This is a genomic window from Halobacillus halophilus DSM 2266 (assembly GCF_000284515.1).
Taxonomy (GTDB): Bacteria; Bacillota; Bacilli; order Bacillales; family Halobacillaceae; genus Halobacillus; species Halobacillus halophilus.
In genome coordinates, this window is the sequence record NC_017668.1 from 298,227 (window position 1) to 312,480 (window position 14,254).

Genomic DNA, 14,254 nt, shown 5'->3' on the forward strand with positions numbered 1-14,254 from the left:
TCTCTGCTTTTTTTACTTTCTCTCTGCTTCAAACGTCTGGCTGATCTGCTCGGTAAAGACCGCATTTTTTAAGGTTATTTCCAGATTGGAAGCATCCTGAACAAGCGAATCCTTAATATTAATATAGGCGCTGTCTTCCGAGCCACCATACTCAACATCGGCTTCCTTTCCATTATCACTTTCGACATGGACATTTTTAGGTCGTTCAAAAGCAGGGCCGCCCATTTGTCGGGGAGAGATGCCGATTAATTTTTTAGGCTGTTCAAAATCTTGAGGTCTAAACCCTAGTCGTACATCCATTCCGTGCTCTCCATGAGTGTTTAATTGCTCGATATAAACATCCGTATTATATATTTCTGCTGCCTTTTTATTCACACTTGTGTTTCCTCTTACCTTTGGATTTATCTCAGAAAGATCTACATTAAAAGAAAATGAATCACCACTAGTTAAATGGACGTTTTTCACTTCAAGTGATACCTCTTCTGGTACAGAATAGATCGGTCTGAAATATCCTTCATATATGTTCTCTTTCCCTTCTACTTTTTGCAGGAAAGGAGTGATAGGGATCTGTTGTCCATCTGGGGTTTTCAAAGTCGCGTTCATAGAAGAATTAAATTGCGCTTGCTGATGATCGACCCTTACCTTGAGAAAACTTTCTGTAATTCCCAGGTTAAGTTCCAAAGGTTCAACGGCTAGTCCATCATTTTGATATATTCTATCAAAGGTGTACTGCCCCAACCGGTTCTTATCCGGATCGAATGTGTACTGAACGGGCATGGTCTTCGACTCGTACATATTTCCATCAATCCGGAAGGTCATCGAAGTTAAAAGCTGCTGATTAAACTCTTCAGGATTAGGAACCATCCGGTCCGGTTCTCCCTCTTTAGGAATTGGGATTGTTTGGACCATGCTATAAAGACGATTTTCAAAAATAACTCCCTCTCCATACTGCATGGGCGGTGCATGAGTGGATAATGTTTGGGCATCAGCATCTTGTTTCTTTTTCAATTTCACTTCTTCTACCGAAGGGACATTATTCACATAGTTATTGGTTTCTTCCGTGATTAGCGCGGATAAATCAATGCTGTAAAAGATATAAATTGTGCGCCCGCTATGCCATACTTCATTAATTTGCATACGGCCATCTCGTTCCGGCAGCTTCGTAGATTCTTGAGGGAAAGTAGTTAATCCTCTTTCCTGTGCTAGCTCAAGACCTGGCACTCTTTCTTTATAAAAATCATTTATTTTCTCGTAGCTTTCAACTTCTTGCCATTTGGTTGGCAGATCGTCCTGATTTACTGGTTTTGCCTTCCGTTGTGGTTTGGATTTCTGACTATATGTAATTCGATCCTTACTGTCTGATGTTGTCACGTATGTTCCTATCGCAAAAATGAGCAGAACGGCTATAATCCCCAGCCATTTCCATTTGTTTTTATTTTTCCGCATATGTATAACCCTTTCTATCATTTAGTTCCTATTAGCCGCTTCATGTAATTGAATGGTGATTTGCTTTTCGTTTATTCCTATACCTATTATACTAATAATAACAGAATTTTCGGAAATGGATGGGTTTGAATTTGAAATCGAAAATGAGCGGACGCGCTATTTCTTGTGGATCATTGTTATAGCATCTGTCGAACAGTGATTTTGTCACTAACTCAAACAGCTTATATCAGGTTGGATGGTTTGATGACTTACGAAACTGGATTATGAATTTGTTGGTGGAGTCCCTTATTAACAATCTCCCACCTCGGTAAAAGGGAGAGGGGTGGTTCAAAAGTTCTCTGGGGAGAAAGGCGGGGACGCACAGACTTATTACTTTAATACGGAAAACGGGAGTTACATGCTGAAAGAAGCTTTTATATACGGATCCGCTTATTAAAAGGTAATAGTAAAGCCTGGCTCCAATGTATTGGAGTCAGGCTTTTAATCTTCGTCTGTATAATGATGATACATTGCTTCGCCTTCGGAAGGTTTTTCTTCAGCTATAGTCTCCTGTTGTGGAACGAAAGCTTTTGTGTACGTTAAACGGCTGCTGAATATCTCGGCAGCTTCGTTCGTATCCTCCACTTTTCCTCGTCGTTGCTTTTTATTTGTCATAAGAATCACCTCCTTCAAGAATAGGTTTCCTTTGTATAAAAAAGATAAACATGGATGTTGTTACCAGAGTTACAAAATATGGATGACCTGAGGTGGTGGATTATTCCAACTTAAGAATGGTTTTGCTAAACTTAAAGAAAAAGGAGGAAACGGCATGGAATCTTGGAAGGTGATTATGGTGGTTACACCTAGAGGGACTTTTGAGGTGTTTTATAAGGGAGAAGGGTCGCCTCTTTGTGTCAGCCATCTATATTCAGTTTTTAATTCTACAGGAGATTATTTTGCCGATTGCTTCACGGGTCTATATCAAGTGTTTTTAGTGAACTTAAGGGAGGCGGGGGCATCTGAAGCAGCCCATGAACCTTTTCAATTAAGGATGCTGGAATCCGTATTGGACCTTGAGGCCATCAGGGAAGAGTTGGGACTTCCTACGTGGGCATTCGCTGGTCATTCGACTGGTGGAATGCTCGGTTTAGTCTACGGATTGGCTGCCCCCCCATTCATTGAATCAACTGGTGATTACTAATGCGGCCGCTCATATGTATATGGATTCTCCTACGTGTATTTATCATAATCACCATCCACAATTTTCATATATGCAGCAATTAATTGAACAGTTGAAATCTCCGATTGTTAACGAATCGGGAGAAGCGCCGTTTACAGGCTGAGAGAACGGAACTGTCATTAGTTCGTGACCACAAATATGAGCGTTATTTCTCAAGAAATATACATAAGGAAATGTCGCGAGCCCGTATGGACTTTTTTGCAAGGGAGCTTCACATTTTTGATGTCACACAGCAGCTTTATAAAATAAATGTGCCTGTTTGGATTGCTGCCGGAAAATATGATGTTCAATGCCCGGTGGAATTTTCTATTGAAATGCATCATTATTTAACGTCTTTGAAGAAAGTAACCACTATCCTTTTCTTGAAGAGAAAGAACGTTTCGAACAAGAATTGAGCGAGTTAGGAGGCATACAATGACGGAGTGGCTGCAAGTTTTTGATCACAGAGGAAATCCATTAGATGTGAAGGAACGAACTGAAGTACATTGTGACGGGGATTGGCATGAGACCTTCCAGTGTTGGCTTTATGAAATGGACGCAGATGGACAAGTTTGTTTGTTCTTTCAAAAAAGGGCTGCGGATAAAGCAGAGTTTCCGGGCTTATATGACATTTCTGCTGCAGGACACATAGAAGCAGGAGAAAACCTTATTCAGGCTGGAAGGAGGGAAATATACGAGGAGCTAGGTATTTCTTTATGGAAAGAAGATCTAAAAAGTATAGGTACATATAAAGAAGAGCTTATTTCTGATACCTTAAAAGACAGAGAGCTTTGCCGGGTGTATATCTCTCCTTACCCGGGCGAGAAAGATTTTTCACTCGGAAACGAAGTAGAAGATCTCGTAAGGATAGAGATCAATGGATTTAAGCAAGTGCTTGAAGGAGCAAAAGGGTCAACGGATGCAAGTTCTGTTATGGATGACCAAAAGGTCCGCGTTCACTTTCGGGATTTTGTTCCCCATGATCAGGAGTACTACGAATTTGTTATCCACGCTATTCTCGAAGAAGTCGAAAAACTTTGACAGAAAGTATATTTGCTCTATATAATCGTTGATTAACAGTGAAAGTGGAGGAGATCATCATTATGAAAAAACAATCATCTTTTGATACGAAAGTTGTACACAACAAAGTTGATCAAACGCTTGTACAAAATAGTAAAAATACACCAATTTATCAGACAACAGCTTTTACGTTTAAGGATTTAGACCATCTGGAAAGTTACTATGAAGGAGACTCTCCTTATTTATACAGCCGTGAAAGGAATCCGAATACGGATGAACTGGGAGATTCAATTGCTAATCTTGAAGAAGCTGAAGCAGGGCTCGCTACTTCTTCGGGGATGTCCGCCATTTTGGCTGGTATTTTATCGGTAGCTAAACCCGGAGATCATATTGTTGCAGCTGAAGATTTGTATGGAGGCACTCACAAACTTCTCACAAAAGAACTACAGACATTTGGGATTGATGTAAGTATGGTATCGTTCTCGGATCAACGTCAGATTCGTGATGCTATTAATGCTCGTACAAAGCTCCTATACGCTGAATCCATCTCCAATCCATTTTTACGTGTCGAGAATTTAACAGGTCTAGTCGAGTTGGCCCGGGAACATGGTATAAAAACGATGGTGGATAATACGTTTGCAACTCCTTATTTGCTGCGCCCTTATCCGCTTGGTGTTAATCTTGTGGTCCATAGTGCAACCAAATACATTGGCGGTCACAGCGATGTAACTTGCGGAGTACTGGCAGGCGATAAAGATTTGATCCATGAGGCGACGCAGAAAGTCGTAACGCTAGGGGCTAATTTAAGTCCGTTTGAAGCTTGGCTGACTCAGCGCGGAGCAAAGACTTTAGGCCTTCGAATGAAGCAGCAGTCCCATAACGCAAATTCTGTAGCAACTGCACTTAGAAAAAATAATGCTGTGAAGCATGTGTATTATCCCGAATTTGTTTCGGAGCGCGGAAATGGGGCGATTGTTACCATTGAGCTTGATTCCAGTATTGATCTGGATCAATTCTTTAAATCACTGGGCTGGATTAAGATTGCTCCGACGCTTGCGGGAGTCGAAACCACAGTTTCCTATCCAGTTCGCACCTCTCACCGTGCTTTATCAGAACAGGATCGTGAAAAGGTTGGCATCACAGATTATATCATTCGTCTTTCCATTGGAATTGAAGAAGAGGAAGACATTATTAACCAACTGAATCAGTCCATTGAAGAATCACTAAAATAAATAATCTGATAGGGCTGACTTATATATACCGTAGTTGACAAGCGAACCTGTCTTATAAAGAGAGGCAGTAAATCCCTCTGAATAAATAGGAGTCATTATAGAGAAGCTGATCAGATACCACAAAGGTAATGTTATTCTTTTAGACCAGACAAATGACCTCGTTTGTTTGGTCTTCATTTATATACAGGGAACCTTTTGGAAAATGCAAAAAAGAACTTTAGATGATTGCTTTTAATGTCTAAACACCCATAAAGTACACTCAAGCCGTTAGAAAGTGAGGAAGGTTTGATCCATAGGTCCTCAGCCCTTACACCTGAATGATTAGTTTGCTAGAATAGTTTCAGAAATTTTATTCAATAAATATACAATTTGTGCTATAATTCAAAAATAGCGCAATCTACTTGGGTTCCGGGATTCCTATATCAATAAATATACCCGATTTTTTTAACAAAAACACAAGAAAGCGCTTTCATATTATTATAGGAGGTTTCGTCATGAATCTAACCACCAAAATATTTATTGGTTTAATTCTCGGTGCTGTTACCGGACTCACATTGCACTTTGCTGCACCGGATCTCTTTGGAACGTTAGATACTTTTATATTCAATCCTTTAGGAACCGTCTTTCTTAACTTAATTAAGATGTTAGTTGTTCCTATTGTATTCTTTTCCATTACGCTTGGAACTGCTTCCCTGGGAGATCCCAAGAAGCTGGGGCGTATCGGGGGCAAGACCGTTGCATTCTTTCTAGTTACTACTACAATTGCTATCAGCATTGCTCTTTCACTAGCTTATATTTTCGAGCCTGGGAATATCAGCATTGATACAGCTGATGCGAGCTATGAAAGTGAAGAAGCTCCTGGAGTGGTCGAAACGTTTACGGGGATCATCCCAACTAACCCTATCCAGGCTATGGCAGAAGGAAACATGCTTCAGATTATAGCCTTTTCTATCTTTATCGGACTAGCCCTGGCTATTCTAGGTAAGAAGACGGAAGGGATTATGAAATTAATCGAGCAAGGTAACGACATTATGATGTACCTGGTTAACTTGATCATGAGATTCGCTCCTTATGGTGCATTCGGTCTATTAGCATCAGCCATCGGTACAATGGGGCTGGACGGTGCTCAAGCTATGGGCATGTATATGATTGTAGTTATACTCGGCTTAGTTATCCACGCGATTGTTACCTACGGATCAGCCGTATCCTTCTTAGGTAAAATGAATCCGATAAAATTCTTTAAAGGATTTTTCCCGGCGATGACTGTTGGTTTCAGTACATCAAGCAGTAGCTCTACACTGCCTATATCTATGAAAACGGCTCAGGAAAATTTAAACGTACCTAAACCAGTAAGTAGTTTCGTGCAGCCTCTTGGGGCTACTATAAATATGGACGGTACAGCTATTATGCAAGGTGTAGCCACTGTCTTTATTGCGCAAGTTTATAATACAGATTTATCATTTGGGCAGCTGGTTATGGTTGTACTAACTGCGGTACTTGCCAGTATAGGTACAGCTGGTGTTCCAGGTGTTGGATTGATTATGCTTGCAATGGTGCTGAATCAAGTTCAACTTCCAGTCGAAGGAATTGCCTTGATTATCGGTATTGACCGTCTTCTGGACATGACTCGTACAGCTCTTAACATCACAGGTGATGCAGCATGTGCGGTAGTGGTGGCAGAGTCTGAGAAAAAGTATGATGATGCGAGTGAAGAGAGAGAAGCCATGCAAGCCTAGATCTTAGATCCATCATGCGTCCTTTCTATAAGAAAGGGCGTATTTTTTATGGCCTCAGGAGTCGGTCGGATGCCTTTCCAATAGGTATTTAATTCAGAGGGAGGGGCAGACTCAAGTAAAACAATCTCATGTTTACATCAGACCGCTTCTTATAAAAGTGATCCAAATGAAGGGGAGTGCCGATAGCTATATAGCTTAACTCCCTTATTAAAGATACCCTATGCTATGATGATGATATCCACCAACTAAAGGAGTGTGCTATGAGCAATCGTGATATTGAGCTCTATCGCCGGGTTGTCGAGGGTGATAAACAAGCGCTTGAATCGATCTATGATCAATATGAAAAGCTGCTTTATTCCTTTGTCATTAAGCTATCCGGAGATCAAGCTTTAGCAGAAGAAGCCCTTCAAGAAGTATTTATAAAGATTTGGACACAAAAAGCTCACTTCGATGAAAGTAAAGGGAAGTTTTCATCCTGGATCGTAACTATCACAAGATACACAGCTATTGATATTATACGTAAGCATAAAAAACAGGAAGTTACCTTAGAAGATGAAACAGATCTTCCTGAAGATGAAGCAGAATCTACGGAAGATTTAGTCGAATGGAAAGAGCGGGGGAGCGAGATTCGGCAGGCAGTTAAAAAATTATCTGAAGAACAAAAACAAATGGTGGATTTATTTTATTTTAAAGGATTAAGTCAAAGTGAAATTGCCTCGCAGACCGAATTACCGCTTGGAACCATAAAAGGCCGCATAAGGCTTGCCCTAAAACATTTAAAGAAACATTTATCAACGCAGAAAGGAGGGGTACATGATGCGTAAAGAATGCGATAAATTAATTGATTACTTTAATGATCAATTGAGTGAAGAAGAGAAGATTGAATTTGAGAATCACTTAGAAACATGTGCAGATTGTAAGGAAGAATTGGAAGAGTTAGAGACGCTTACAGATGATTTGCCATTTGCTTCTGAACCTGTGACCCCTCCTGAGGACATGAAAGACCGTGTGCTGGGGGAAGTGTTCTCACAAGAATCTCCTGCAGCTGATGATCGTAATAAAGATGCTTCCAGTGAAGAATATCCAAAATTTTCAAAGGATGAAAATTTGGATAAAGAGAATTTGGTATTTCCTAGCGAGAAGAAAACCAATATTGAAAAGACACGGCCCTGGCTCTTACGGGGACTCGCAGCAGCACTAGTGCTTTCAATTGCTGGAAACATATTCGCACTTGTCGATGAACAGGAACAAACCACTCCAGAGCCTGATGAACCGGAACAGCCTGGTGTTGAAACCGGGACTGACCAAGTGAGGGCGAGAGTACAGCTTCAATCCGAAGGAACAGAGGCTAATGCTACTGCAGCTTTGATCCAGCAGGAAAAAGGCGATATTCTTACCTTGCAAGCAGAACAACTTGCTCAGCTTCAAGGGGAAGAGGTTTACCAGGTTTGGCTTATTGAAGGTGAAAAACCTTACCGGGCTGGAACGTTTGTAGCGAATCAAAATGGAGAAGGAGCAGTATCCTATTCTTTAAATGATTTACCAGAAGGTACAAATTGGGATGCCGTAGCTATTTCTAAAGAACCAGATGCAACGAGTCAGACTCCTCAGGGAGAAGTTATATTAAGTTCAGAATTGTAAATACTCTGAAGCCTATTGCAGACAGCTTTTGACAGCTGTCTGCAATTTTTTTATTTTTTTTTAGTAAAAATGTGATCCAATCGAACCTTTGTTGCGATAGCTTAGTGAAAAAACAAAAAACAAAGGAGAGAGGAAAACATTATGAATTTCAAAAAAGCTTTATTAGTCGTACCGATGAGTGCAACACTGTTGCTCCCTACATCATTGGATGTTGTAAACGCTGAGGATCATAAGATGCCGGAAGTCTCAACAGAAGCAGTGGAACTCCGGGCTCAATTAGATAATTTATTTAGTGAACACGCTTACCTGGCAGTTGAAACGATGAGAAAAGGGGCAGAAGGCGCGGAAGACTTTGAAGCCTCCGCAGCAGCCCTATCATCTAATACGGAAGACTTATCGAAAGCCATTTCTTCCGTTTACGGAGAAGAAGCTGGAAACAAGTTTAAAGACATGTGGTCCTCTCATATTGGGTACTTTGTCGATTATGTAAAAGCGACAGCAAGTGAAGATGAAGAAGCCAAACAAGAAGCATTAGATGAACTCAGTCAATACCGTGATGACTTTTCTACATTTATTTCAGAAGCAACTGGAAATCGTCTGAAAGCTGAAAATCTATCTGAAGGACTGCAAATGCATGTGAACCAATTAATTGGAGCTTTTGATGCTTATGTAGAAGGAAACTATGAAGAAGCTTATATGAAAGAGAGAAAAGCGATTGAGCATATGTACGGAGTAAGTAAAGGGATGTCCAGTGCTATTGTTAATCAATTCCCGGACAAGTTCAATGATACTAAAGCTGTAACCCCAGCTTCTGATCTACGCTCCAATTTGAACCATTTGCTAAGTGAACACGTAGGCCTGGCAACGATGGCGATGCAAAATGGTCTTGATGGTTCAGAGGACTTTGAAGCGTCTGCTCAAGCTCTTTCTAATAACACGGAAGATCTTACAAAAGCGATGACGAAAATATTCGGTGAAGAAGCCGGTGATCAATTTAATGAAATCTGGACCCAGCACATTGATGACTTCGTAGCTTACGTAAAGGCTACAGCCAATGAAGATGAAGAGAAACAAAAAGAAGCGATGCAAGCATTAGAGGATTACCGCGAAACGTTTGCCAACTTCCTGGAAGAAGGAACGAATGGTGAACTGAGTGCTGAGAAGCTTGCTCCGAGTCTCCAGCAGCATGCCGATTTCTTGTTTAATACTTTTGATCAATATGCAGAAGGAGACTATGAACAAACGTATCAAACGTTGAGAGATTCATATGCCCACATGTTTGGTGCTTCCAAAGCACTTTCAACTGGGATCGTTGCCCAAAATCCAGAAATGTTTATGAGTGAACAAATGCCTGAAGAGATGCCAGACACGGGTATGGGTGGAACAGCTTCCAACCATGACATTTGGTTATATGCTTCTATTCTTGCAGCACTAGCAGCAGCAGGTATTTTTATTCGCAAGCAATCTAAACAATAACAAGATATGAATATAAAGATTCTCTAAAAGGAAGACTGGTATTGCCAGTCTTCCTTTTCTATTTGTTTCAACTAATTTAAGCAATCTATATAAATCACTACGTTTCAAGGAATAAACTTCTTGGTAATAAAACAAGAGAAGTGGGGACGAGCGTAGATCTCAAAATAAATTCCTATTGTTTTTATTTCTTGAAAGAGGGTATGCATTATAGGAGAGAAAGCATCCAACAAAAAAAGGACTCTTCTGCTCATGCAAATGGCAGAAAAGTCCTAATTGAATAAACTGGTTATGCTTTGGTCCAGTTTGCTTCTTTGTCAGTTGAGGGGGAATTAGGGAACGGCTGACCTTTTTCAATCATAATTTCCGTATCATCCTTGTTGAGCTCACCACCATCGATGCGGCTCACTACTTTATAAGTGCCATCTTCCGGCACGCTATCGCCTGTTCTGTAAGTGGTATTTTCCATATTCCTCCACCTCCTAAAGTGTAGAAGAGAACTCTATTTATTTCTCTTCCTTTGGAAAGTGTTTCACAATATCTTACGTCTAAAACAAGATAATCGGTTCTTTTTAAAATCGTGAGTAAATAACTAGTTGAAAAGAAGGGTGAAATGGATTTATAATATAAGAATGAACGTTCATTCCGATGTAAAAGGAGTCAAGATCCATGCCTGCATCAACGATTAAAAGAGACAACATTTTAAGCAGTGCGCTTATGCTATTTGCTGAGAGAGGGTTCGATGCCACAACAATTCCCATGATTGCCAATGAAGCACAAGTCGGAGCTGGAACGATTTATCGTTATTTCGATAATAAAGAAGTTCTAGTGAATACATTATTTCAATATTATGTAAAGATGTTTGATGATACACTTGCAGAAGACTACCCTGGCGATTCATCCATTAGAGAACAATTCCACCATTTATTTAGAGGAATGACTCGTTTTACAAGCGAACATGAGCATGCCCTTTATTTCATTAAAACTCATAATGGTGCTTACTTTTTAAATAATACCAGCCGTGAAGATTTCGATCGGCTATTAAACAGATTAAAGCATTTCCTTGATCAGGGAAAGGAAGCAGGAGTTATTCGTGACCTTCCATCCATGGCGATGATTGCAATTATTTTTGGCGGATTTCTGGAACTGCATCAGTTGGTGCGTTCCGGTAATATTGAAGAAACAGATGATTTATTTATTGGAGTAGAAGAAAGTTGCTGGGATGCTATACGCTATCATTGAAAACTCGATAGTGTATTTATTTTTAATTAGGAATGAATGTTCATTCCGTCATAAACATTAATTTAACGAGGTGACTATTCGTGGAAAAAACAAACCATCTTCCGCAGCCTAAATCCTATGGGCCACTCGGAAATTTGCCGCTTATTAATAAAGAAAAGCCTATTCAGTCGTTTATGAAACTGGCTGATGAATTTGGTCCGCTCTATCAGTTCCAATTCCCTGGCCGTACCAGCAGATTTGTTTCAAGTGCACAGTTTGCTGCTGAGATTTGTGATGAATCCCGTTTTGATAAGAAGGTCGGTCCTGCTCTGCAAAAGGTCCGTGCTTTTGGAGGAGACGGTTTATTTACCAGTGAAACAGAAGAAATCAATTGGAAAAAAGCTCATAATATTTTATTGCCAAGCTTTAGTCAGCAGGCTATGAAAGGCTATCATAATAAAATGGTTGATCTTGCTTCTCAGCTTATCCAAAAATGGGCTCGACTAAATCCGAATGAGGAAGTTGAAGTTCCGGAAGACATGACACGCTTAACCCTTGATACAATAGGGTTGTGCGGTTTTAATTACCGGTTCAACAGCTTTTACCGGGAGAGGTCTCATCCTTTTGTTGAAAAAATGGTGCATGCACTTGATGAATCTATGAGTCAAACACAGCGTTTTGAGCTTCAGGATAAGCTGATGATTCGTACTAAAAAACAGTACAAAGAAGACATTGAATATATGTTCAACTTAGTGGATCAGTTAATAGCCGAGCGTAAGGAAACGGGTGACCAAGGGGAAGACGATCTGCTTGCCCATATGTTGAAAGGGAAAGATCCTGAGACTGGAGAAGCTCTCGACGATGAAAATATCCGCTTCCAAATCATTACTTTTTTAATTGCCGGCCATGAAACGACGAGTGGTCTTTTATCTTTTGCCATTCATTATTTGATGAAAAATCCTGATAAGTTAAAGAAAGCTCAGGAAGAAGTAGATGAAGTAATTGGAGAGGATATACCATCCTATAAACAAGTGAAAAAGCTAAAATATGTACGAATGATATTAAATGAGGCTTTACGGTTATGGCCCACAGCTCCTGCTTTTTCAGTTTATGCGAAAGAAAATACGACACTTGCTGGACAGTATGAAGTAGAAAAGGGAGAGACGTTTACACTCCTTCTTCCTCAGCTCCACAGGGATACTAGCATATGGGGAGAAGATGCTGAAGCCTTCAAGCCAGAGCGTTTTGAGGATCCTTCCCAAATTCCCCGCCATGCTTACAAACCGTTTGGGAATGGTCAGAGAGCGTGTATAGGACAGCAGTTCGCGCTTCATGAAGCTACTCTTGTACTTGGGATGGTTCTTCAGTATTTTGACTTCGAAGATCATACGAACTATCAGCTGGATGTCAAAGAAGCATTAACAATGAAGCCGGAGGGGCTGACTATGCGTGTGAAATCAAGACGCGATGCGGCTTTAATGCAGCCGGCACCTGCTCAGAAAGAGGCGGAAAAATCGTCTAAAACGGAAGCGCAAAGCGTTCCTGATGCTCACCTCACCCCGTTACTTGTATTATATGGTTCTAATATGGGTACAGCAGAAGGAGTGGCTAGAGAACTTGCGCAGACCGGAAAGCTCCAGGGTTTTGATGTGAAGACCGCTCCATTAAATCAGTACACATCTGCTCTCCCTGCAGAAGGTGCGGTGCTGATAGTGTCAGCATCCTATAATGGAAACCCGCCTGATAATGCTGACGCTTTTGTCCGCTGGCTTAAGGAAGCAGATGGAGAAGAAGCTAAAGGAGTAAGCTATGCTGTGTTTGGATGTGGAGACCGAAACTGGGCCAGTACTTATCAGCGAGTCCCAACATTGATTGATGAGGAACTTCAAGCTCTTGGAGCAGAACGTATCCTTGCACGAGAAGGCGGAGATGCGAGTGAAGATTTCGAAGGCGATTTAGAAAAATGGGAAGCAGCGTTATGGCCTGCGCTGGCAGATACGTTTAATCTGGAACTTGAAGAAGCCGATGACCCATCCAGTCATGTTTCAATGGAGTTTGTCAGTGGTGTCACACAGACGCCTCTCGCCCGGACTCATCATGCCTTTACAGCTATGGTGAATGAAAATCGTGAATTACAGGTGAGCAGTGAACGAAGTACTCGGCATCTGGAATTAAAACTTCCTGAAGGAGTGAATTATCAGGAGGGGGATCATCTTGGGGTTCTTCCTCAAAATGGAACAGAGCTCGTAGAACGTGTCCTTCGGCGCTTTCAATTAAAGGGAGAAGAGTATGTAGTTCTAGGCGAAGATACAGGAAAAGCAACCCATCTTCCTACCAGTCAGCCGATCAGCCTAAGAGAGCTCCTAACATCCTATGTTGAATTGCAAGAGCCGGCTACCCGAAGCCAAATCAGGGACTTGGCTGCTCACAACCCTTGCCCGCCGCACAAAATGGAGTTGGAGAAGCTTCTTGAGGATGAGACCTACAAAAATGAAATACTGGCTCATCGCCTTACGATGCTGGATCTTCTTGAAGATTATTTGTCATGTGAAGTTCCTTTTGAAAGATTCCTAGCTCTGCTTCCACCGCTTAAAGCTCGTTACTATTCAATTTCGAGCTCTCCTCGAAAACACAGTGAGGAGGCGAGTGTTACGGTAAGTGTAGTGAAAGATACAGCTTGGAGCGGAAGAGGAGAATTCAAAGGAACAGCATCGAATTATATGGCTAACCGGGACATTGGCGATAAGGTGGCTTGTTTTATTAACACACCTCAATCCAATTTCACCCTGCCTGAAAATCCGGAGACTCCGATGGTGTGGATAGGTCCAGGTACAGGTATTGCTCCATTCCGTGGGTTTATTCAAGCACGTGAGAACCTGCTCGAAGAGGGTCATCGTCTTGGAGAAGCGCATTTGTATTTCGGATGCAGACACCCGGAAAAGGACTTCTTATATAAGAACGAGCTGGAAAAGGCAGCAGATAAAGGACTTATTACCCTGCATACTGCTTTTTCAAGAATAGAAGGAAAAGGGAAAGTTTACGTTCAGGATCGCCTGTGGGAAGACGCCTCTACCGTTCTTTCGCTACTGGAAAACGGAGGCTGCTTGTACATTTGTGGTGACGGCAGTGAGATGGCTCCCGCTGTCATTGAAAAAATTATAAAAAGTTACCAACACAAATACGAGACGACATATGAAAAGGCGGTTGAATGGTTAGAGAATCTTGAATTAGAAGGACGTCTTGCTAAAGATGTCTGGGCTGGTGCTTAATAAAAAACTCCCCACAGG

At 41.2% G+C, this 14,254-nt stretch carries 11 protein-coding genes and 1 pseudogene; 9 read left to right on the forward strand and 3 right to left on the reverse strand.

What is annotated here, in order from left to right; genetic code table 11:
• Positions 1-12: 12 nt before the first annotated feature.
• Both HBHAL_RS01580 and HBHAL_RS21300 read right to left on the reverse strand, forming a co-directional pair.
• Complete coding sequence (locus HBHAL_RS01580; RefSeq protein WP_014641578.1) at positions 13-1,446, reverse strand: hypothetical protein; 1,434 nt, start codon at positions 1,444-1,446, stop codon at positions 13-15.
• A 480-nt stretch (positions 1,447-1,926) separates the two neighbouring features.
• On the reverse strand, positions 1,927-2,100 hold the full coding sequence (locus HBHAL_RS21300; RefSeq protein WP_158512334.1) for a hypothetical protein: 174 nt from the start codon (positions 2,098-2,100) through the stop codon (positions 1,927-1,929).
• A gap of 154 nt (positions 2,101-2,254) precedes the next feature.
• On the opposite strand from HBHAL_RS21300, the pseudogene HBHAL_RS01585 reads away from it, so the two are divergent.
• From HBHAL_RS01585 to HBHAL_RS01615, 7 genes and pseudogenes are all read left to right on the forward strand, one after another.
• A pseudogene (locus tag HBHAL_RS01585) lies at positions 2,255-3,083 on the forward strand (alpha/beta fold hydrolase).
• A complete protein-coding gene (locus HBHAL_RS01590) occupies positions 3,080-3,685 on the forward strand; it encodes an NUDIX hydrolase (protein ID WP_014641585.1) in 606 nt (201 codons plus the stop codon). The pseudogene HBHAL_RS01585 and the gene HBHAL_RS01590 overlap by 4 nt, the downstream one beginning before the upstream one ends.
• 62 nt (positions 3,686-3,747) lie before the next feature.
• Positions 3,748-4,896 (forward strand): trans-sulfuration enzyme family protein, encoded by a 1,149-nt coding sequence (locus HBHAL_RS01595; protein WP_014641586.1) that lies wholly within the window; start codon positions 3,748-3,750, stop codon positions 4,894-4,896.
• Between the two features lie 494 nt (positions 4,897-5,390).
• Complete coding sequence (locus HBHAL_RS01600) at positions 5,391-6,632, forward strand: dicarboxylate/amino acid:cation symporter (protein WP_014641587.1); 1,242 nt, start codon at positions 5,391-5,393, stop codon at positions 6,630-6,632.
• A gap of 260 nt (positions 6,633-6,892) precedes the next feature.
• On the forward strand, positions 6,893-7,456 hold the full coding sequence (locus HBHAL_RS01605) for an RNA polymerase sigma factor (RefSeq protein ID WP_014641588.1): 564 nt from the start codon (positions 6,893-6,895) through the stop codon (positions 7,454-7,456).
• Positions 7,446-8,273, forward strand: coding sequence for an anti-sigma factor (locus HBHAL_RS01610; protein ID WP_014641589.1), 828 nt, complete (start codon positions 7,446-7,448; stop codon positions 8,271-8,273). The genes HBHAL_RS01605 and HBHAL_RS01610 overlap by 11 nt, the downstream gene beginning before the upstream one ends.
• 141 nt (positions 8,274-8,414) lie before the next feature.
• The gene (locus HBHAL_RS01615) at positions 8,415-9,749 is read left to right on the forward strand and encodes a hypothetical protein (protein ID WP_014641590.1); all 1,335 of its coding nucleotides are present in this window, start codon (positions 8,415-8,417) and stop codon (positions 9,747-9,749) included.
• Positions 9,750-10,035: 286 nt separating this feature from the next.
• Here the strand turns inward: HBHAL_RS01615 and HBHAL_RS01620 are convergent, their stop codons facing one another.
• Positions 10,036-10,215 (reverse strand): YjzC family protein, encoded by a 180-nt coding sequence (locus HBHAL_RS01620; protein WP_014641591.1) that lies wholly within the window; start codon positions 10,213-10,215, stop codon positions 10,036-10,038.
• A gap of 200 nt (positions 10,216-10,415) precedes the next feature.
• On the opposite strand from HBHAL_RS01620, the gene HBHAL_RS01625 reads away from it, so the two are divergent.
• Both HBHAL_RS01625 and HBHAL_RS01630 read left to right on the forward strand, forming a co-directional pair.
• Complete coding sequence (locus tag HBHAL_RS01625) at positions 10,416-10,988, forward strand: TetR/AcrR family transcriptional regulator (RefSeq protein ID WP_014641592.1); 573 nt, start codon at positions 10,416-10,418, stop codon at positions 10,986-10,988.
• Between the two features lie 80 nt (positions 10,989-11,068).
• Positions 11,069-14,236 (forward strand): bifunctional cytochrome P450/NADPH--P450 reductase, encoded by a 3,168-nt coding sequence (locus HBHAL_RS01630; RefSeq protein ID WP_014641593.1) that lies wholly within the window; start codon positions 11,069-11,071, stop codon positions 14,234-14,236.
• The last annotated feature ends 18 nt before the right edge of the window (positions 14,237-14,254 follow it).